Below are 22,312 nucleotides of genomic sequence, written 5' to 3'. Positions count from 1 at the left end.
CCGCGACGATCTCATTGGGAACGACGGCGTGAAATTTCTGCGAACTCCTTTGGCTTGGGCGATTGCCGCAACATTGTGTTGCGGTCTCGGGGCCGACGCGCAATCCCCCCAACGCTCAAATTCGTCCCAAGCGAAACGTCGCATTCCCGTTCGTGGCTACGCGATGCCCGCTTCTTCGCGAGTTCTCCGGGAGGAACCTGGCGAACAACCCGGCGAAGTCACCAGCGTGGAGATCCGCAACGAAGCGGGCGAGTTGATCGACGGGGAACTCGACGAAGGCGAATACTTTCTTGGTGCGGCGCCGACGCCGATACGAATCGGAGCCCCGTTGCCGTCTAAATTGGCAAGCGATTCGGTTCCGACTTTGGCTCCGCCGATCGACGGGTCGATGGAGATGGACGGCGACTACGATCCCACATTGGTACCATGGAATGTCGATGACATTACGCCGATGGCATCGGATTGCGAGTCTTGTTCGACCGGGCAATGTGACTCGGCAGGCAATTGTTCCTCGTGCGGTCATCATGCCGGTTCGCCGATTGATCCGCGAGTCGAAAAGATCGCTCGGATTCTCGCCAACCCGATGGACGGTTTTTGGGCGCGAGCGGAGTACATGCACTTCTACCTCGACGGACAAAACGTGCCCGCTTTGGTCACGACCAGCCCGGTCGGCACCGCCCGCGCTGATGCCGGGATTCTGACAACACTCGGCACCCAAACTTTGTTCGGCGGTCGTGAAATCATCGACGGCGAACGTTCCGGTGGACGGTTCGAGATCGGACACTACTTCCATGGTGAATCCGGGTTGGGGGTCTCCGCGTCGTATTTGTTTGCCGATGAGGAGGACGAGAACTTCGCCGCAGATTCATCCACATTCGGAATCCTTGCCCGTCCCTTCGTCGACGTATCGCCGACCGGTGTGGGAAACAATGCCGAGTTGGTCGCCTTCCCCGGTGAACTGACTGGTAACATCAACGTGCTCGCCTCGACGAAGTTCTCCGCCGGCGATGTGTTGCTACGAGGCATGTTGATCTGCGAACCAGACCGTCAACTCGAGGGTTTTGTCGGTTACGCCTACTACCAACTCGACGACCGGTTGACGATCAACGACTTCAAACGCGTCATCGGCGGCGGTGGCGGTTTGGCCGTCGGTACGACACTCGACGAGACCGATCGTTTCTCGGTCGACAACGACTTCCACGGAGCCGCCTTGGGCGTCCGCAGCCGAACCTGTTTCGGAGGCTGGTCACTGGCCTCGATGCTGAAGTTGGGCTTAGGCGTCACCACGTCGAGCTTGAACATCAGCGGCCAGACAACCTCAACAGTACCGTTGGTCGGTGGAGGCACCGACGTTGCGACTCGCAATAGCGGTCTGTTGGCCCAAGGAACCAACTCGGGAAACGAGGATTTTGACGAGTTCGCCATCGCCCCTGAATTAGAACTGACACTCAGCCACCGGATGAACCGAGATTGGAATGTTTCGGTGGGATACCGATTGATCTATCTCAGCCGCGTGATGCGAGCGGGCGAGCAAGTTGACCCGCTCTTGAACCTCAGCCAGCTCGACCCCGCGGGACTAACCGGTTTCGCAAGCCCATCCCGATCCGCGTTCTACAACGACCTGACCGCCCAAGCCATCACGATCGGCCTGATCCGCGAGTTCTAAGAACGAGGCAATCCACAGATTCGCTGCGCGACCTGTGGCTAATGGCTTGGATCCCTTCGGGATGGTTGATGACAATATTGCCCGGCAACGGTTTTGATGTTTGGGAGGCTGACGGTGGGGTAAGGACTCACTTCGGATTGGTGTTGCAATTCTGGCAGGATAAGTATCGCGTGAACAATAAGTGGCATAGGCTTCTAGTATTCCTCTGCAGTTCAATTTTCGGGTAGTGGATCTTGTTAAAGATCCTTTCAGCATGGGATCTTTAACAAGATCCACTACGGTCTACCCGAAAAACAAGGTGAGCTGGAATACTAGCCTGTGGAAACGAAAACACAGGCTGGAAGACTATGCCACTTTTATAATGCGGCAGTTAATGTTCACGCGATGCTAAGCGAACCAATCTAAGGGGAGTCTCTAGGGTCAGCCACGGGTTTCGGGATCCAGGGAGGTGACCCATCCGCCGGATCTGAGTAAAGCAACATTTCAACAGGCCACCGCAAGGCGGCGTTTTCTTTTGGCGGACGCGATCGTCCGCCATCGCTGGCGATACGATGCCGCCCGGCTAACACGGTTGGGAAGGTCAGCGGGAACACAAGACCGATTGATTTCGATAAACTATCGGCATTCTTACCATTCGTTTCCCATTGCCGTTTGGTCGCGTTATGCTTCTTGGTATCCGTCCGACCGTCGATTTCGCGTTCAAGATGATCTTCGGCTTGCCTCAGAATTCGGCCGCCCTGATCGGACTGCTCAATGCGATTCTCGATCTCAAGCAGCCGATCGTTGCCGTCGAGGTTCTCAACCCGTTTAGTTACCAAGAGTTTGCCGAAAGCAAACTGATCGTGCTCGATGTCCGGTGCCGCGATGATGCCGGCCGTTGGTTGAACGTGGAAATGCAGGTTTCCGTTTATGCCGGTCTGATCGAGCGACTCGTTTACTATGCCTGCAGCATGTACGTCGACCAACTGTCTCCCGGCAGCAACTATGCCCTGGCGTCCCCGTCGATCTCGATTTGTCTGCTCGATCGTGTGCTATTTGCGAAATCAGAGCAGCCACACCATCGGTTTCAAATGATCGATCGCGAGAGCGGCAAAGAGTTATCCAACGCGATCGAGGTCCATACGGTAGAATTGACCAAGTTTTCACTCGACGAGCAGACGATTGCGGGCGCGAGTAAACTGCAACAGTGGGCGTTTCTGCTGCTTTTCGCACAGAACTACGATGCCGCAACGCTTCGCCGTTTGCTGCCCGGTATCGAGTTCGAGACCGCCATTTCCACGATCGAAATCATTTCCGCCAAAACGGAGAACAAATAAATGTACGACCAACGCGAAAAAGCCCAGCGAGACTACGAATGGGTCATCTCGGGTGCTCGTGAAGAAGGACGTGAAGAAGGACGCGAAGAAGGACGAGAAGAGGGCGAGCTTGTTGGGAAGGTACACACGCTTCAGGAACTGCTGGGGGAATCACTTACGACGAAGTCCGTGTTGCTGTCCGAAGGAACCGATGCACTTACGAAGCGTCTTGCCGAACTGCAACAACGACTCCGTGATCGACAATTGGGATGAAACGCTCACCCACAACGCCGGCACCAACATCTACGACACCCCCGATCGAGTCTTGCTCCAGAGCCCAATTGGGTACGAGGGAAGTAAATGGAGCCTCTATGAGTATGTTGGTTCAAATACTTTGAATGCATACGATCCATATGGTGAACGTGAATTCGAAGAAGATCCAGGAAAGGCTCGCGCCGGGGTCAGGCTAGGTTTTCGGTTTTCAGCGGAGAACGATTACGACGTCCGATACCGAATCGGGCAGGAAAGGCTCGCGCCGGGGTCAGGCTAGGTTTTCGGTTTTCAGCGGAGAACGATTACGACGTCCGATACCGAATCGGGCAGGTGCCACTTACTGAGAAGGCTCGCGCCGGGGTCAGGCTAGGTTTTCGGTTTTCAGCGGAGAACGATTACGACGTCCGATACCGAATCGGGCAGGTGCCACTTACTGCACCGGAGTGAAACGACGCTTCAACAGGCCACCGAAAGGTGGCCTTTCTTATTGGCCGACAGGAAGTCCGCCATCGCTTGCGGCACGAAGCCGCACGGGCGTTGGATCCAAGGGGAGCCGCAGGCGACGCGGCGACGCATGCGAAGTGCGTCGCTGCTGTTATCGGCTGGAGGCCGCCGGTGGGGAGTAGATCGCCGCATGACGTAGCCCGGCGACACGATGCCGCCCGGCTAACACGGTTGGGAAGGCCAGCGGGAACACAAGACCGATTGATTTCGATAAACTATCGGCATTCTTACCATTCGTTTCCCATTGCCGTTTGGTCGCGTTATGCTTCTTGGTATCCGTCCGACCGTCGATTTCGCGTTCAAGATGATCTTCGGCTTGCCTCAGAATTCGGCCGCCCTGATCGGACTGCTCAACGCGATTCTCAATCTCAAGCAGCCGATCGTTGCCGTCGAGGTTCTCAACCCGTTTAGTTACCAAGAGTTTGCCGAAAGCAAACTGATCGTGCTCGATGTCCGGTGCCGCGATGATGCCGGCCGTTGGTTGAACGTGGAAATGCAGGTCTCCGTTTATGCCGGTCTGATCGAGCGACTCGTTTATTATGCCTGCAGCATGTACGTCGACCAACTGTCTCCCGGCAGCAACTATGCCCTGGCGTCCCCGTCGATCTCGATTTGCCTACTCGATCGTGTGCTTTTTGCGAAATCCGAGCAGCCACACCATCGGTTCCAAATGATCGATCGCAAGAGCGGCAAAGAGTTATCCAACGCGATCGAGGTCCATACGGTAGAATTGACCAAGTTTTCACTCGACGAGCTGACGATTGCGGGCGCGAGTAAACTGCAACAGTGGGCGTTTCTGCTGCTTTTCGCACAGAACTACGATGCCGCAACGCTTCGCCGTTTGCTGCCCGGTATCGAGTTCGAGACCGCCATTTCCACGATCGAAATCATTTCCGCCAAAACGGAGAACAAACAAATGTATGACCAACGCGAAAAAGCCCAACGAGACTACGAATGGGCCATCTCGGGTGCCCGTGAAGAGGGACGTGAAGAAGGACGCGAAGAAGGACGTGAGGAAGGCAAATTGGCGGGCAAGATTCAGATTCTCCAGGAGTTGCTTGGAGAGCCGTCTACAGCTGATGGCGAACTGAAGTCGAAGGACATCACCGCACTTACAACCCAATTTGCCGCTTTGCAACAACGTCTCCGTGATCGCCAAGCATAACCCGTTTTCACTTACGATGACCGCAAGTATCTTTACGATTGCCCCGAATTAGCCGGTGGTCTAGCGAAGCGAGTACCACCGGACTCACTTCGGATTCGTGTTGCAGTTCTGGCAGGAAGATTGAGGGCAGGAAATTTGTGCCGATCATCTTCCTGCCCTCAATCTTCCTGCCAGTAAGCGGATGACTCAATAACTAGTTCCGAGAAGAACCGCACATAAAGTGCGTTGCGGTGGTCTTGCTTTGGAAAGATCTACCGCGACAGGAACAATCGTTTGGACAATGTTCGCGGTGGGCGGACGGTAACGCTGGTTTGGTCGTCTTCGGCGGGGATGTTGTTGCCGGGATTGCTGTCGATGTCGAACTCGTTCGCTTCCAAGACTTCGATCTCGAACGACTTGACACTTGCCGACTCGACCAAGAACGTCAAACGCAACTGTTGGCTTTGACCGTTCGGCAGATCACCGACTACCCAGCGACCGGTCTGCGGGTCGAAGACGGCCGAGGTCGGGTCGACGGCCAATAACGTCAGTCCCGCAGGAATATCGATCCCAACGACAACGCCACTAGCATCTGATATAGGCCGGTTGATGTCCGTGACCAGGGGGGTGATCTGCGTTAACGTTGACGGCGTGATCGTTTGCCCGTTGCGAACCGTCACGGTCAACGTGAATGTGTCACCGGCGATCACTTCTTGGGGATCGGCCGTCGCGGTAACGTTGAGATCGACGACTTGGGGAGTCACGGCGACGCTCGCGAGGTCGTCTTCGGTGGGCTGTCCGTTGCCGGGAACACTGTCGGGATCGAATTGATCGGCGGCGATGATTTCAGCCGCATTGTTCAAAATCGCCGACGACGTGATTCGACCTCGGACCTGCAGGGACGCCGATTGATTCGGTGGCAAGGTGTCGACGGTCCAGCGGTTCGTCGCGGCGTTGTAGCTGCCTTCCAATGGCGTGACGGTCACGTCGCCAAGTCCGGGTGGAATGGTCTCTTGGACTACGATTCCCGACGCCGGATCGGGTCCCGCGTTATTGAGCGTGACCAAGAACTCGACGAATTCGTCTTGATCAGGGTTTGGATTGTCGACCGTCTTGGTCAACGACAGATCCGCTCGCGGAAACGTCAGCAGCACACTTGCGAAGTCGTCTTCGTTTTCAACGTTGTTGCCTGGGGTGCTGTCACGGTCGGGCTGATCGGCCGCAAAGACTTCGGCGGTATTGACAATGCCGTCACGCAGAATCGCATCAACATTGTTGGCGTTGGGAGCGACGCTCGCCCGTAAGATCAATCGCGCCGTCGCACCGGCGTTCAATTGATTGATCGACCATCGACCGGTTGATTGGTTGTAGCTTCCTACTTCGGGGCTGGCCGAAACGAACGTCAAACCAGCCGGTAGTGGATCAGCAACGACGATACCCGTCGCGTCGCTTGGGCCGTCGTTGGTGAGCGAGACTTCATAAGCGACCGTCTGTCCCACGTTGGGTCGGTTGTTGTCGATCGTTTTGGTCAATGCCAAGTCGATCAGTTGTGGAACAAACTCGACGGTCGCGTCGTCGTCTTCGTTGGTGCTTTGATTGTTCGGCGTGCTATCGGGGTCACGCTGGGATGATGCAATGATCTCGGCCGAGTTGGTCCGGGTGATGGGTGACGTCGTGTTGTTGGCATCGAAGTCTACAGTGCCGATCAAGCTCAACGTCGCCGTCGCGCCGACACGCAGTTCGGGAAGTCGCCAGATCTGATCGCTGTTGCTGTACGTCCCCGACGCCGTTTGAGAACGAATGTTGGTCAAACCACCCGGCAACGACTCGAGGACTTCGATGTTGTTGGCAACATCCGGTCCGTCGTTGCGAACCGTCAAGGTGAACGTGACGTCTTGGCCGACGTTCGGTGTCGCATCATTGATCGTCTTGGTTAGTGACAAGTCCGCGCTCGCGGGCGTGACAGGGACGATGACCGCGTCGTCTTCGCCGTTATTGAACCCGTTCCCAGGCGTGCTATCGCGATCGAATTGGTCGGCCTCGATGATCTCTGCTCGGTTGTCAAACAGTTCCGTCGCTGTCACCGTGCCGCGAACCAGTAAGCTGCGAGACTCTCCGCTGGCCAACGTGCCGACTGTCCAAATTCCATCATTTGAAACGAATGCGGGAGAAGGATCAGCCGATACGAACTGGAACCCCACTGGCAACGTGTCGCGAACAACGACGCCGGTTGCCGTATCGGGACCGGCGTTGGTTGCCGTCAGTGTGAAGGTAACTTCACTGCCGACGGAAGGCCGTGACGGATCAACGGTTTTGCTTAGTGACAAGTCGATGATCGGCGTCGTGATCACGGCGGTCGCTTGATCATCTTCGTCGATGCGATTGTTACCAGGTATCGAATCGGGATCGTCTTGACCGACTTCGATCAACTCGGCGGTGTTGGTGAAGGATCCCGACGAGGTCACATCGGCGTTGATTTGCAACGACGTGGTCTGGCCGACGCCGAGGGATGGGATCGTCCACAATCCCGTGACGTTGTTGTAATCGCCCGCCGTATCGCTTTGGGTGTCGGATCGATAAACGAGTCCGTTTGGTAAGACGTCGCGGATCACGAGGTTGGTCGCCACGTCCGGCCCGGCGTTGGAAACGACGATTTCGAATCGAGCTAAATCGCCCACATTGGGTGCCGGGGTGAGCGATGTCTTGGTCAATGATATGTCTGCGATGGCAACCCGCACGGTGGCGGAATCTTGGTCGTCCTCGGCCGGATCGTTGTTACCGGGTGTGCTGTTGGTATCAACTTGATCGACCGAAAGAACTTCGGCGGTGTTGGTTAAATCATTGCTAAGTCCGCCACTCGGCAGACCGGCGATCGAATCAATTCGTGCGTCCAAGAACAATCGGGTCGTCGCGCCGGCCGCCAAGGACGGAATCGACCAGCGTCGAGTTGAGGTGACGAACGTGCCGCTTTCGGGAAGACTACTGACCAGCGTGATGGGTGCCGGGATCGTTTCGCCGATGACCACATTGGTCGCCGTGTCGGGGCCGCTGTTGGTGACTTCGATCGTGTATCGAAACGTTTCGCCAATACGTGGTGTGGCCTTGTCGACGCTCTTTTGCAATGACAAATTGATCGCTTGCGATTGAATCGAGGCGTCGTCCTGGTCGTCTTCGCCCGGGACGGAGTTCCCCGGCGTGCTGTCCGGATCGGGCAAACTAGCTGAGCTGATTTGCGCCACGTTGTTGATCGAACCCGGCGAAGCGGTTTGCAAGACGATCGCCAACGTCGCGGTTTGATTGGTACCAAGTCCAGGTACCGTCCAAATTCCAGTCGCCGAATCATAACTTCCGATCGACGGAGTCGAGCGAACCAAGGACGCCCCGGTCGGGACGGGATCGGAGACCGTAAAAACACCTGACGGATCTGGCCCGTCGTTGGTCGTCGAAATGGTGAACGTGACTTCTTGGCCTACGTTGGCTTGTGGGTTGCTAGCCGATTTGGAAAGCCGCAAGTCGGCTCTTGCTGGTGTGACGGTTGCGGAGGCTTGGTCGTCTTCGCCGGCGATCACATTGCCTGGAGTGCTATCAATGTCGAACTGATCTGTCGCGGTGATCTCAGCCGTATTGGAAATCGGACTAAGTATATCGGCGCGGTTCGGATTCAAGATCGCTTGAATCTCGATCGTTCGCGTTGCTCCTGCAGGTACGTTGCCAACAGTCCAGGTTCCGGTCGTTGGTGAATAGACTTGGTCGGCGGTGTTGGATTGGAAGATGATTCCACCGGGCAAGGGATCCCTCACCACAACACCGGTTGCGTCGTTTTGACTGGTGTTGCGGACATTGAGCGTGTAGGTGAACGTCTCTCCCGGAACGGGCCTCGCAAGGGAGACCGTCTTGGTCAGGTCCAAGTCCACAGTGATCGGTGTGACGACGACCGAATCTATGTCGTCTTCGGTGGCGTTGGCGTTGCCGGGCGTGCTGTCAGGATCGAATTGGTCGGCGGCGATGATCTCGGCGGTATTGGTTTGACTGATCGCGTTTTGCAGGCTGGCGACCAGCGTCAATGTCGCGTTATTGGTCGCGCCCACCGGTACCGCCGGGATGGTCCAAATGCCGGTCGCCGGATCGTAGTCCCCAACCGAGGGCGAGTCGCTGACGTAGGCGAGTCCGGCGGGCAGGACGTCGCGAACGCGAACACCCGTCGCCGGGTCGGGCCCCGCGTTGTTGACGACGATCGTGAAGGTCACGTTGTCACCGATCGTCGAACCGGGGGTAACGAGCGTCTTGTCGATCGACAGATCCGATGTTCGAGTTTGGACGATCGCGCTCGCTTGGTCGTCTTCGGCGTCAAGATTGTTCCCGGGCGTGCTATCAATGTCGAACTGATCGGCGGCGATCACTTCCGCCACGTTGACCAAGTTGCCCGGTGAAGCCACGCGGGTTTCCAGCACGAGCGTTGCCGTCCCGCCCGCCGCCAAGGAAGGAATCGACCAGCGGCGATTGGAAGCATTGAATGTTCCGGTCGAGGGAGTGTTGCCCGTCAAGACGAGGCCGGCCGGCAATCTGTCTTCAACGACGACATTTGTCGCGGCGCTGCCGCCAGAATTAGTCAGGGTAAGTGTAAAAGAAACCGGGTCATCGACGTTGGGGCTCGCGTCGGAAACGGTCTTGGTCAGTGACAAATCGATCTGCGACGGCGTCACCACGACAGTTGCTTGGTCATCTTCGCCAGCGGTCGAATTGCCGGGAGTGCTGTCAGGATCAAACTGCTGCGCGGCGGTGACCTCCGCCGTGTTGGTTTGCGGCGTCGATGCGGTCAATAGTCCAGTGATCGACAACGTCGCCGTGGCGCCGACGGGCAATGACGCGATCGACCACTGGCCGTTTCCAGGTGTAAAAGTTCCGATCGATGTTTGGTTGGTTTGGTAGGTGATCCCGGCGGGCAGATTGTCCGTCACGACGATTCCCGTGGCGGTGTCTGGTCCGTCGTTGGTAAGACTCAATAAGAACGTGACCGGTTGGTTGACGTTGGCAACTGCGGTGGTGAGTTGTTTGCTGAGCCTTAAGTCGGCGGATTGAAAGTTATCAAAATCCGGAACATTGATCACGTTGGGTCCGATCGTGCCGATCAAGTCCGCCAGTGCATCGTAATTCGGGCCGGCGATGACTTCGAATTCGATCGCCCCGATGTTGGCTAAATCAGCTCCGCCGGTCGCACCAGGTCGAGTGCTGAACTGGGCGAACGGCAAGAACTCGACCGAGGTCGGCTGCGTTGTCAGAGCCGGAATGTTTAAGGTCGCTTCGCTGACGCGACCGCGCGTGGATGTGGAACCGTCGTCGGAATACAAACGCACGACAGCCGCGCCGGATGGCAAGTCCGCACCGACGACGAGTCGTAAGCCGGCTGCTTGGCCGCCGTTGGTTAAGTCGATTGTTCCCAAACCACCGTCGTCGACGACCGCCGGGTCATCGCCGGCTCCGTCCCAGATCACGATCCGGCGACCGCTGCCGAACGCCTCCGACGCGATCTGCAGAAGGTTGGGTGACACCGGATCGTTAACAATCAACTGCACCGAACCGATGTCGCTCGTCTTGTCCACCAACAAATCTCGCGAACCGCCGATGGCTTCAGGAGCCGCCGCCGTCGAGGTGACGGGGGTATTGTCATTTGTTTCGTCAATGACCGATTGGAAAGTTTGATCGAACCCGTCGATGGTGCGGATCAATCGACCGGCAACTTGATCGGCCGTGATCGTGATCGGCGGCGAAACCGAACGAGGCAAAGTTCGACCGTTGACGGTCTGTTCGGGTTGCAGAACGAAATACTGCCCCGCCGTTAGCCGTTCGAATAAATAGTTACCGTTCGCATCGGTCGTCGTCGTTCGGATCTCGGTATCGCCGCTGCCCGGTTCGAATTGGCCGTCACCGTCGCCCCGGTATAGGTTCAAGTTCGCGCCGGCAACTTGTTCGCCCGTCGTGAATCCATCGCCGGTGAGGTCATCGAAAACGCGTCCGGCAAGGTTCGCCAAATCGGTCGCCACCGCAAGCAAACGGCGACCCTCCAAAGGTTCCAAAATCAAACGTCGTCGGTTTTTGCGGTTCGCCATCGCCTGGGCTCTTCGTCAACAAGGTTGCGGATTCTGCTAGTTTGCGGATTCTACCAAATAGCGAAGATACGCAGTCTGCAAAGACCTGGAAAGGTCCGGCGATCACCCGCTGACGATTGTTGAAAGATTGGGCTATAGTAAGAAACCTCACTTTTCTCCATGGCAGGAACGATCTGATGTCCGATTCACCCGCGAGTCCCCCACCACCGAACCGTCGGTTGACGGTTAACGCAGCGTTTTTGAAGGACATTAAAGACGACAACCGGGATCTCAAGATCTTGCTCGATCGGATGAGGTTATTGACCCACCCCCGGGAGGCGGCCGCGAATCATTGGGGTGAACTGATTCAATTGTTTGGCGATTTACGGGACCAGCTCGCGTTACATTTCGGTTTGGAAGAGGCATACGGGTATTTTGATTTGGCGATCGAATCGGATGCCCAACTGTCGGCTTGCGCGGACATGTTGCGTTCCCAACACGCGGTGCTGTTTGAGGAAGCCCGTCATTTGGCCGAGGCGGCGGCGGACGCCTGTACGGGCGACGAGCCGATCGAAGGGGTGACGCCCGAAGTCACCACCGCTCAAGAAAAAGTATTGGTGCGATTTGATGGTTTCCTGGCTCAGTTCAACGATCACGAGGAAGCGGAACTGAAATTGATCCTCGATGCGCTCGATGATGATCTCGGCGTATGCGATTGAAATTTGGTCTGGTGACGGTCGATCCTTCCGTGTTACGAAAATGAGTGTTCGCCTTGTGCGAAACGCCACTACCCGTCGAATCGCCATCACCGATCGTCTGTGTTTCACGAAGACTACCCTCGCCGCCACCTTTGGTTCATTGTCATCATTGCACTCGCGATGTGCAGCGGTTGCGTGCGTCGGCGGATGACGGTCCGAACCAGCCCTCCGGGTGCGACCGTGTCGGTGGACAATCAATTGATCGGCACCTCACCCGCAGCAACGAGCTTCGTTTACTATGGCACCCGAGAGCTGCGAATCGAGAAGGACGGTTACCGGACCGAAACGATCCGCCGCAAAATCAAGCCGCCCTGGTACCAATTGCCTGTTTTGGATTTCGTGAGCGAAACGCTGTGGCCGGGAGAAATTCGCGACGAACGAATCATCGATGTTGAACTGGTTCCCCAAGCGATCGAGCCGACCGGCAACGTCCTCGGACGCGCCGAGATGCTCCGCAGCCAAGCGACCGGGGTTCCGGTCGGGCAATAGCGAAGGTTCGCTGACCGTTCGGATTTGGACCCAATGGGTGCCAATCCTGGTGGGGCCTGTTTGCGTCGTCGCGTTGCTGGCGAGCGTCTTGCTGGGAACCGATCGATTGGCGTTTCGCGACGTTAGCTACTTTTACACGCCGTTGTACGACTACGTTGCCAAACGCTGCGCCGAACATCCTTTTAACGCGTTCGGAGCTGCGATTTGGAACCCGCTCGACTTGACAGGCATGTCACTGGCCGGTGAGACCACGACTGCGGTCTTTTATCCGGTTCGGATGCTGGTGTATGCCGCCGACTGGACCGCCGAGACTTCGATAAGCGTTTACGTGGCGGTCCATCTGATTCTGGCGTCGTTGAGTGCGAATTGGTTGGCTCGAACCTATCGATGCCGTCCCTGGTCGGCAGCCATTGCCGGAATCGTTTACCCGCTATCGGGGACGGTTTTATTCTTGGCGACCAATCCGCCGTTCTTGGTGAGTGCCGCTTGGTTGCCGTTCCTGATGGGGGCTTTGCTTCGTCCTTCGGTTGCGGCTACCACCGTAAAGGTTCATTTGACTGCGAGATTGGCGAACGCATGTCACGGTGTTCCGTTAGCCTCCGTCGCGATGGCGATGATGATCTTGGGCGGCGACCCGTCGACCGCGTTTCATGCGGTGTTGATGCTCGGTTTGGTTTCGTTGTCACGTTTGCTGGTGCAGTGGCTGGTTTCACTGCGTGCGAAGAACAAACGAGGTGGTTGGTTGATCGGACGAACGATCACGACTTGTGCAATCGCGGCGGCCTTGTCGGCACCTCAGCTCGCCGCCTCGATCGACTGGTCTCGACAAAGCGACCGAGTGTCCATGACGGGCAACCGAGCCGTTCAGCGTTCCAACGCGTTTGCGTTCTCGTTCCCGGCTTGGCGGATCGCTGAATTCGGGATACCGAATCTCTACGGCACCCCTTGGCCGGTCCATCATCGCTGGGACCGAATCGCATTTGAGCGTGAGGGCGGTCGTCCCGACAACGCGTTGTGGACTCCGACGGTTTACATGGGAGCGTCGGCTTGGCTCTTCGCTTCGGTGCTGATTGCACGGTTCGGCAAGATCGGATTCAAGCGAGCTTGGTTGCGATGGCTGCGGTCATCGATGGCGATGGAGTGGACGGTTATCGGATCGGTCTCGCTGCTCGCGTCAATGGGATCCTACACGCCACTTTATGGTTGGATGATGGATTGGATTCCAGGGTATGACGCGCTGCGATATCCGTCGAAATGGTTGCCCTTCGTAACACTGTCGTTGGCATTGGGCTTGGCGCGAGGGGCCTTGGTGATGGAACTTGGTGCATCCGTGACGGCCGGAAAACCGTGCCCGTCGGTCGTTCGCTGGGCTTGGCGAACGTTCATCGGATTGCTTGTCGTTTTGGTCGTTCTGAGTGCAGTGGTCAATCGACTTCCTCAAGCAAGCGGTGTCGCCGATTACTATTGGGGACCGTTTCAAATAGACCTTGCCAAATCAGCTTATCTGGCAACCAGCACGCACTGGTTCGTTGTTGTCGTCGGGCTTGGTTCATTGGGTTGGGGCTTGCGGCACGCGAAGTCTGCGGGGGCTCGACGACGTTGGGTGCCGGTGCTCGTGATCGTCGTCGCAGCAGACTTGGTTTTTGCCCATCACGACCTTGTGCCGCGAATCAATCGGATCGCCGAACACCAACGGTTGCAAACATCGCCGGACTTTCCCGGAGGCATGAGCTGGATGAACACGTTGCCCCGTGGTGGTGCGTTGCCGCGATGGCAAGCCTTGTCGAGCGTCGACCGGATGGTGGAGGTCGAAGCGACGTTGCGATCGTCGTGGTTCGGCAGGTGGCATTTGGAAAACAATCAAGCCAAATTCAATTCGCTGGTATCGATTCGCCCGGCGGCGGTTGCTGAATTTTGGGTGACGGCTCGGCAAGTGACCGCGAATCAATCACCACAACAAAGGCAACGGCAGTGGGACCGATGGATGTCTCAATGGAATATCGTCGGTTCAATTGTTCGCCAAGACGGTGAGATCCGATGGGAACCAGTCCGCCCGTCGTCCTTTGTGGAACCACCCGCGATGATCGTCCCAGAGGACTCCATCGAAGTTCACTTGCAACGACCGGAAACGATTCGCCGAGTCGTTTACCAAGATGGGAACTGGACCGCCACAGCTCTCGCCATCGGGACATCGGATGCATCACCGATCGAACTGAACGTTCGTCCGGAAGGTTCTCTCGCACAATCGATCCTCGTTCCCGCAGGTGACTGGCGAATCCAGTGGCGATACTCGCCATGGTGGTTTTTTCCGACGATCTCGCTAGCGCTGGTTACTTGGTTCTCTATCGCCGCGTCCGTTTATTGGAAGCGATTCATCGGTGCTCGCACCGGATCAGTCGACCGAGGAGCTTTGCGAGACTCGCTGGACGCCCACGAAGAAAATCACAATCGAGAGCAGAAATCCGATCGTCGAGCCGATGACCAGCGGACGACTCCAAACGGCCTCCGCGTTGCTATTTTCAAAGCCGCCGCTGCTTTGCCAGCCTTCGTTCTTGAAATCCAACCCTAACGCGATGCAAAAGCAAGCGAGCGCGACGGCGAAAATCGCGGTCGCCGCAACGATCCAAATAATGCCGGTGCGAAGGTTCGGGTTCATTGCGTTGTTCGATAACCTTGCATCCGATTGATCCAGACTGAAAGGGTTCGTTCTTTCGAATCGGGCCAAAATTCACCGGTGGCGAAATCCGGCCGACCGTCGCCATTGAAGTCAGCGACCTCCAGCGTAGCATGATTGGAGTTTGCCGTTTCTAAGACATGCCGGTGAAACTGAACACCGTCCTGTTCCAGCAACAAAATGCTGTGCAGAGGGAAATCGGTCGGATTGTCGATTCGTTTCGGCAATAGAGCGGTCGCAATCACGTCCATGTCTCCGTCGCCATCGAAATCACCCGGTAACGCTCGATAGACACCCTGCATGTCCGCGATGTGATGATGGGTGTATGGGTAGGTGCCGCGATTCTCTAGCCACTGAATCGAGAAATAGGGTTTGAGCATATAATCATCGAACGCGTCGCCGTTGGTCATCAAGATGTCAAGGTCGCCGTCTCCGTCGAAGTCGACTTGTTCGATCCCGCTTGAGCCATACGACGGATAATCGGCCGCGAAGATCGTCTGTGGAGTGAAGTGCCCTCGACCATCATTCAGATATGCCAGTACCAATTCATGCTCCTGAGTAAGCACGGTGACGAAGTCGAGCTGACCGTCTGCATTCAAATCGCACTTTTGAATTTGAATGGCACCTGAGCGTTCGTCAATGATCTCGGCATCGAAACGAGGTTCACCTGCGTCGGTGGTCGTGTTTCGCAGCCAATGCAGGTTCCCAGTTTCGCGCCAACCGAATTCGGCAACGAGAATGTCGATCTGACCATCGGCATCGAAGTCCCCGGTCTCGAGCGACGCGACTCTACCGACGCGGTGCAGTAAGATCGTTTTTTCCCATTGGTCGCCCGCGTCGCGGTGAAGCCAATACACTCTGCCTTTTGAGTGATCGCCGGGCACGAAACTTCCTAGATCTGCGATCAAATAATCAACTCGGCCATCTTGGTCCAAATCGACCGGTTCGGCAAAAGCTAGATTTCGAAAACGCCCCATGAATTCGGTCTGTGACGGAGTCCCGTCTTCGAGACTCACGCGAACGAGATGCCCGCGTTTCATGTCACACGCCAGCAAAGCTGGTTCATGAGATACCTTCGTTGCCGGCGTGATCGATTCGAAATCTGGTGCAGACGATGGTTGCTGGCTTGGATCGCCGAGCCAGCAAATGTGTGAAATCGAGAGCGGTTCGTCTTCCACCAAGATCGGGAAGTCACGACGCAGAAACCACGCCGTATCTTCGGTCGATTCCTGGGATGTCGGCTCGCCCGACGATCGATCGTGCGACGAAAACGGGGGCGTTTGGGTGATCGTCAATCGTTCCGGAGCGTATTGACGATAGTACTCGTGAACGCGGCTAGATGGTTGGACGGGCCGTAAATCCGTTCGCCCCGACTTGAAGAACAGACGGTAGCCTTGTTCGATTTCTTCCGCCCACCGATCTTTGGGGAAATTCTCCGGCCGAGGAACCCCGTGGCAAGCTCCACAAAAAGATTCGATTTGACTGTCAATGGATTCTTCCGGCGAAATCCGAGCGATGGGGACTGAATCGACGGACACCGATTGAGATTGTGAATCGCATCCGATCAACACGATCACCGCGAGCAAAAGTAACAGAATTTTGGAGGCCATGAGTCAGTCGCGGGAAAGTTCGTCCAAATCGAGACGATAGAGGATTTGGTTGTAATCGTAACGCGGCGTGGCCGTAGGATTGCCCGAGAACGTGTTCGTGTACGTACCTTCGAACAATAAGATCGGTGATCCATCGGGGACCCAATCCGGATGCAGTTGTGGATTGTAGAACGTGTAGCGATCATGCGTTACGATTTTGATTGCCGACGACCACGGCCCCAACGGGGAAGAGGATTCGGTGTACCAGATCTCACCGAGCGAAGACGAATCGCCGTCTTTTTGCGTAAAGACGGCAACCCATCGACCTCGGTAGTCGTTCCAAGCGATCGCGCCCCGGTGAGGAACCACGGTGGTGCCGGAATCCTTCGCGGTAATTGCCGGCGGAGCTGCGACCGGTTGCCAACGCTCAGGTGAGGACCAATCCTCCCACGTCGCACGACAGCGAATGCTCGGGAAAGGATCGCCGAATAATGCCCATCGGATTCCTTCGGGATCGGTCCAAAGGATCGCATGGCCGTGAGGCATCGGCGGAGGCCTCGATTGCAATTCGGATTGCCGCCAAACCACTTTCAAGGGATCAAATCGCCGGGCGTCTTGATTCCAAATACAAAGGCCTTTTTCGTACTCCGTCAAACCGTCTTTGATTTTGGAATAGGTTGCCCCCATCTGATCTTGCTGTTGGTCGTCGGGCAGCGTGACCAATCCGAACAACCATGTAGGTCCACTGCCGGCCAGTTTGGCGAGGTTATCCGGCACCCCGTCTGCATCGGTGAAGTAGTTGTAGCGTAGCGATAGCGGCGGATGAAGAGAGGAAAGTGGTTGCCGCGGGGTGGTGGCGCCGATCGAGTGAAAACGTCCGAGCGGATAATTCGCGAGCGTGGTGTCGCCCCAAATCCAAAACAAACGTTCGTTCAGCACTGCGTTCTGAACGCTGTCGCATCCAAAGATTCGTTGTTCCCTCCAATCCGATCGTTCACCGAGTTTTTGGCTTTCGGCAAACAAACCGCCGCCGGTCAGTCGACCGATTCGCTTCGCGGGCAGCTTTCGCTTAACACGAACGGTGATTGATTCGCCAGCGGTTGGCTTCAGTCGCACCCCCTGATAGCCGAACCCATCGGCGTCGACACCATAGCCATGACCGCGGACATGAAACCAAGTCGAAACACCGAATAACTCGGGAGCGTCGATCGTGATCACCCCGGCATTGTCCGAGACGTATCGAAGGTGATGCGTCGTTTCCAGTTCAACCAATGGCACCGGCCAACCGTTGGAATCATCGACCACCTCGACCCGAAAGGTTGGGGTGGGAAGAACTCCCGACAAGGCGATCAAGAGCAAGAGGGAAGCGTTCAAGCGAACTCCGAAGCAAACCGGATCAATCAGATTGTCCGAACCAATTTTGACGATTCTAAACACGCCAGATCGTCAAACTATGTAAAACCGCGCATCATTCATGCGATTTTAGGTTAGGCTGGCGTCTGGGGAACGCACCATTGTTCCATTTTTACGCCGGAATCACAACCTGAACCCTTCTATGAAACCGAGTCGAAGCGTCGCGTTGCTGGTCGAGACCTCCAATTCTTACTCGAGAGGATTGTTGCAAGGCATCGCCTCCTACATGCACCAAAATGAACTGTGGCAGATTTCGCTACCTGAACAGGAACGCAACGCGGGGCCACCACCCTGGTTGAAAACTTGGAAGGGTGACGGTGTGATCGCGAGGATTGAAAATGAATCCATGGTCAAAGTATTGAAGACGAAGAACATTCCGATCGTCGACGTCAGTGCGGCTCGGTTGATGCCGGAAGTACCCTGGATCGAGATCGACGAGATGGGAATCGGTCAAGCGGCGTTTGAGCACTTGAGCGAGCGGGGATTCGAGCACTTTGCGTTCTGCGGCGAGCCGATGTATCGATGGTCCCAACTGCGTCAGGAAGGGTTTGTCCACTTCGTCGAGCAAGCCGGCTTCACCGTTGACGTTTATCCGAACACCGGCACCAAGACCGTCCCAAGAACGATCGCGCAGGAGAAAAAGCAATTGGGGCGTTGGCTTAAGACGCTGCCGCCGGGAACCGCGCTGTTGGCATGTTATGACTTCAAAGCTCAACAGATTTTGGAAGCGTGCCGAGACGTCGGGATCAAAGTTCCCGAGCAGCTTGCATTGTTGGGCGTCGACAACGATGAAGTGCTCTGTGACCTGTGTACGCCCCCGTTATCGAGTGTCATACCGGCGGCCAAGCGGATCGGGTTTGAAGCCGCTCAAGCACTCGATACCTTGATGAACGGCGGCACGGTCGATCCGCTGGGGATTTTCATCGAACCGCTTGGCGTTGTCACGCGGCAGTCGACCGACATTGTCGCCGTTCAAGACGCCGACATTGCTGATGCCTTGAGATTCATTCGAGACCACCATTGCGAAGGCATCAATGTCGAAGACGTGTTGAAGGTCGTGCCACTATCAAGGCGAACCTTAGAGTCACGGTTTCGCCAAACCGTAGGACGAACGATTTATCAGGAAATCATCCGCCGCCGCATTAACCGAATCTGCGATTTGCTCAATACGACCGATCTATCGCTCGCCCAGATCGCACTGCGAACCGGGTTCCAAAGTGAGGAATACATGAGCGTGGCGTTTCGTCGAGCCAAAGGAATTCCGCCAGGCAAATACCGCAAACAGCGTTGAGACTCGCTCTAGCATCGATTTCAAGCATTGATTCCCGAACCAACCGAATACGCGGTCTACATCCCTTGAATTACTATGTGACGTCGGTCGATTTGTGGCGAAAGAATCACTTGCTCTATCCCGTCGGGCCAAGTAATTGTGACTGAGTCGATCGATGATGCGTCGCCCAGCCCGAACGGAACGACTTGTTCATTTTTGCATAGGTAGCCGTCACCACCGAAGAGCCAGTTCGTCCAACGCTTTGCACCGCTGCGTACGTCGACTTTGGCACCAATCGCATCTCGCTCGCAACGTATACCGACCAACTGAAATTCGGCCCAGTGGAAGGCAGATTCGCTCTGGTTGATCAGCAACGCCGTCGGTTCGCCAAGATGTGTGACGATGCAGTCTGATCTTCCGTCACGATTGAAATCCAGTCGAGCAATCGACCTTCCCACGTGTTTCGAGCCGCTGTAGTGATCGGCGTCTGCGTTTTCTAGGAGCTCAAAATGATCGCCACGGTTGAGGAACAATTGCATGGGTTGCTGGAACGGGGATGTATCCAGAGGGATGTTTTCGATGTGCCCGTTTGTCACGATCAAATCCGGCCGCCCGTCGTTTTCGTGATCCAGTGATTGCGTGCCAAACCCCATGAGTGGCGTGGTCGAACGATTCAAATTCCACGAAATGGCTCGATCTTGGAATGTCGATCCGCGGCTGACATAAAACCGAGACGGCATCGCTTCGAAGTTGGTCACATGAAGGTCGAAGGAACCCGATTGATCAAAGTCCGCAGCGGCGATACCCATCGATGCGGTACGCAAACCATCGAATCCCAATGCCACGCCGGTCAGTGGTGCTGAATCAATCCATTGGCCGTTCTGCTGGCGATTCCAAAGTTGATTGGGGCGGACGTCGTTTCCGACATAGACCTCGTTGCCGAGATGCGTATCGAAATTCGCGATCAAAACGCACAGTCCGGTACTGCGATCATCATTCGATTCGCTAATCGGTCTTACAAAACGTTCGCCACGACCGTCATTGAACAGTAGCCGATCCATCGCGGGACGGTAGTCGGCTACCGCGACCATCTCAAAAATACCTTCGTCATCGACTGATGGCTTTCTATTGATGGTGGAGTCATGCACATAGTTCATTTCATAGATATCTGGCAAATGATCTCCATCAAGATCCGCCATCGCGATCGAGGTGCTGACCAACGTGCGATCGTTGAAAGAGTCCGTCGGTTCGGACCGGAAAGTTCCATCACCATTATTGATCAGAAGTGCATTGGCCCCTAAGTGTGCGACCGCGAGATCGGCGAAGCCATCTTGATTCCAATCGCCTGACGTGACGCCAATCGTATAGCGATAGTCAAGAACGCCGGCGGCAATCGTCGCGTCGAACAAGTGTCCGTCAACATGACGATGTAGTTGATCGCTCGTCGATCCAACAAACTCCGGAAAGTCAGATCCACCTTGGGCGAGGTAAAGATCGCACCAGCCGTCCATGTCATAATCCAACACGGCGACGCCGCCACCAAAGGTTTGATAGATCATGAAACCCGCATCCTGCGGCTTGGAGGCCACTTGGTAGGTGTGGTGCAGGCCCACCTGAGCGGCCACGTCTCGGAAAATCGGCATCGGCGAAGGCGGGGTTGGAAATGATTCTTCTTGGCTCGGGCGATGTGGGGAAGATCCGATCAGTTTCGCCCCCGCCAGCCACCGTTTACGTTGAGCGGTCAAATCAAATCGAGGAAAGGCTTCCAATTCAAGTCCTGCCAATCGCGTTGATGCACTCGGAAAAGCATCGCCCGACTTGACGAGTTCGATTCTGGTCCGATTCAATTGATCCATTTCCCGCTGAGCGGCAGCTTGGTCGAGGCCCTCCGTCGATCGTGATTGGTGAGAAAGCGAAATTGCCGTCCACAATACCGCTTCGAGCGATCGACCGAGTTTTGTCAAGCCTTCGACGACGACTCGGTATCTCGCGGGGTCACCTTTATGGGTTGATCCGAGTTCGTTGCTCGCCAAAGTGATCGACCGCAATGTGTTGAATCGCTCGTCCCATTGCACGGCGGTATCTACAAGTTGAAGTGCTCGTAGGCATTGCCGCATCCTGCGATAGCTCCGCACGTCAGTCGGATCCAGTTTGATCGCCTCGGCTAACGGGGCGACCGCTTCGTCGAATCGCTGTTCGTTGACCAGCCAAGTTCCTACCGCAGCCCAAGACTCGGCGAACGCCCAACGGTTGGTAAATGCCTCGGGGTCTCCGTCGTCCTGGGATATCCAATGAAGCCAACTCTCGTGGTCGCCGAGTTCCGATATGCATCGGCCTCGTAACGCCTGCATCGCGAAAGACAACACCTCACTGCTGTCCGTCCGATCTGTTTCGGGAGCCCCGTCACACTGCGAGTCTAGTTCTCGCATGGCAGTTTGATAATCGTTGGCGGTAAAACGTTCGCGTGCACGGCCACCGCGGTCCAACGGCCTATCAGTGCCGGCATCGCTAAGCACCATCAACGAGTGCAATTCTTCCTCTCGAACATCGCCGATCTTACAGAGCACACGAATATGCTGCGCCGCTTCATGGCGTCGTCCCAGCTCATTGAGCAAGTGCGCATAATCTCGGTGCAGAGGCACCGATCCGGGATTGTCTCGAAGCCGTTGCTGATATGAGGCAACTGCATCATTTGGCGAAGAGGTCGGCCGCAAGGCCAGTCTTGTCTCCGGGGAATTCAACCGGGACGACTGAGCCATTTGGGTTGACGGCGGCGAGGCGAGGCGACACGAGACGAGTCGCAACCGAGACAGGAGATCAAGCAAAAAGATATCCCGGCGATGAACTGCCACCGCCGGGATAAAGCAATGGATTGCGTCATGCACCCGGGCGTTGAGACTTGGTGTCTTGAGAAGGCGCATTTTGGGCCGACTCGGCATCAAGTTCTGCTTGTGTTTTCTGCACAGGTTCGGCGATTTTGGTGGTTGTATCACCACCGCAGCCGACCGTGAAGCAACACAACGCGGCGACAAGGCATCCGTAAATCAAACTATTTTTCAACATCAGTTCGTGTTTTCGTATCGAAAGTAGGAAGGTAAGGTATTGACCATTGAAGCTGATCAAGGCAAGACGCCTTGATCAGCGAACGTTC

The 22,312-nt window shown here is 56.0% G+C and carries 13 protein-coding genes; 8 read left to right on the top strand and 5 right to left on the bottom strand.

Features of this window, described 5'->3' with window-relative positions:
* Positions 1-28 precede the first annotated feature (28 nt).
* The 4 genes from Pla100_RS04130 to Pla100_RS04115 all read left to right on the top strand — a co-directional run bounded on the left by Pla100_RS04130 (position 29) and on the right by Pla100_RS04115 (position 4,903).
* Positions 29-1,666 (top strand): BBP7 family outer membrane beta-barrel protein, encoded by a 1,638-nt coding sequence (locus Pla100_RS04130; RefSeq protein WP_231602677.1) that lies wholly within the window; start codon positions 29-31, stop codon positions 1,664-1,666.
* A gap of 662 nt (positions 1,667-2,328) precedes the next feature.
* Positions 2,329-2,982, top strand: coding sequence for an Rpn family recombination-promoting nuclease/putative transposase (locus Pla100_RS04125; protein ID WP_146576327.1), 654 nt, complete (start codon positions 2,329-2,331; stop codon positions 2,980-2,982).
* The gene (locus Pla100_RS30325; protein ID WP_197167680.1) at positions 2,983-3,234 is read left to right on the top strand and encodes a hypothetical protein; all 252 of its coding nucleotides are present in this window, start codon (positions 2,983-2,985) and stop codon (positions 3,232-3,234) included.
* 766 nt (positions 3,235-4,000) lie between these two features.
* Positions 4,001-4,903 (top strand): Rpn family recombination-promoting nuclease/putative transposase, encoded by a 903-nt coding sequence (locus tag Pla100_RS04115; RefSeq protein WP_146576326.1) that lies wholly within the window; start codon positions 4,001-4,003, stop codon positions 4,901-4,903.
* A 251-nt stretch (positions 4,904-5,154) separates the two neighbouring features.
* Here the strand turns inward: Pla100_RS04115 and Pla100_RS04110 are convergent, their stop codons facing one another.
* Positions 5,155-10,989 (bottom strand): SpaA isopeptide-forming pilin-related protein, encoded by a 5,835-nt coding sequence (locus Pla100_RS04110; RefSeq protein WP_231602675.1) that lies wholly within the window; start codon positions 10,987-10,989, stop codon positions 5,155-5,157.
* Positions 10,990-11,165: 176 nt separating this feature from the next.
* Here Pla100_RS04110 and Pla100_RS04105 point away from each other — a divergent pair, with 176 nt between their 5' ends.
* The 3 genes from Pla100_RS04105 (at position 11,166) to Pla100_RS04095 (ending at position 14,784) form a co-directional block, all read left to right on the top strand.
* Positions 11,166-11,687: a hemerythrin domain-containing protein gene (locus Pla100_RS04105; RefSeq protein ID WP_146576325.1), complete on the top strand. Its 522-nt coding sequence runs from the start codon at positions 11,166-11,168 to the stop codon at positions 11,685-11,687.
* Between the two features lie 99 nt (positions 11,688-11,786).
* Positions 11,787-12,215: a PEGA domain-containing protein gene (locus Pla100_RS04100; protein WP_231602674.1), complete on the top strand. Its 429-nt coding sequence runs from the start codon at positions 11,787-11,789 to the stop codon at positions 12,213-12,215.
* A gap of 37 nt (positions 12,216-12,252) precedes the next feature.
* Entirely contained in the window at positions 12,253-14,784 is a 2,532-nt protein-coding gene (locus Pla100_RS04095; RefSeq protein ID WP_146576324.1) for a hypothetical protein, read from the top strand.
* 83 nt (positions 14,785-14,867) lie between these two features.
* On the opposite strand, the gene Pla100_RS04090 is transcribed toward Pla100_RS04095, so the two are convergent.
* Both Pla100_RS04090 and Pla100_RS04085 read right to left on the bottom strand, forming a co-directional pair.
* Positions 14,868-16,499 carry an FG-GAP repeat domain-containing protein gene (locus tag Pla100_RS04090; RefSeq protein WP_146576323.1) on the bottom strand — a complete coding sequence of 544 codons (1,632 nt, stop codon included), beginning with the start codon at positions 16,497-16,499 and terminating at the stop codon, positions 14,868-14,870.
* Between the two features lie 3 nt (positions 16,500-16,502).
* Positions 16,503-17,852: a DUF4185 domain-containing protein gene (locus tag Pla100_RS04085; protein WP_146576322.1), complete on the bottom strand. Its 1,350-nt coding sequence runs from the start codon at positions 17,850-17,852 to the stop codon at positions 16,503-16,505.
* Between the two features lie 181 nt (positions 17,853-18,033).
* On the opposite strand from Pla100_RS04085, the gene Pla100_RS04080 reads away from it, so the two are divergent.
* On the top strand, positions 18,034-19,182 hold the full coding sequence (locus Pla100_RS04080; protein ID WP_146576321.1) for an AraC family transcriptional regulator: 1,149 nt from the start codon (positions 18,034-18,036) through the stop codon (positions 19,180-19,182).
* Between the two features lie 56 nt (positions 19,183-19,238).
* On the opposite strand, the gene Pla100_RS04075 is transcribed toward Pla100_RS04080, so the two are convergent.
* Both Pla100_RS04075 and Pla100_RS30320 read right to left on the bottom strand, forming a co-directional pair.
* Positions 19,239-21,803 carry a CRTAC1 family protein gene (locus Pla100_RS04075; protein WP_231602672.1) on the bottom strand — a complete coding sequence of 855 codons (2,565 nt, stop codon included), beginning with the start codon at positions 21,801-21,803 and terminating at the stop codon, positions 19,239-19,241.
* A 235-nt stretch (positions 21,804-22,038) separates the two neighbouring features.
* The gene (locus Pla100_RS30320) at positions 22,039-22,284 is read right to left on the bottom strand and encodes a hypothetical protein (RefSeq protein ID WP_197167678.1); all 246 of its coding nucleotides are present in this window, start codon (positions 22,282-22,284) and stop codon (positions 22,039-22,041) included.
* Between the last annotated feature and the right edge of the window lie 28 nt (positions 22,285-22,312).

Origin of the sequence: Neorhodopirellula pilleata (genome assembly GCF_007859915.1) — a bacterium.
Lineage (GTDB): Bacteria > Planctomycetota > Planctomycetia > Pirellulales > Pirellulaceae > Rhodopirellula > Rhodopirellula pilleata.
This window is presented reverse-complemented; position numbering and strand designations above follow the sequence as displayed.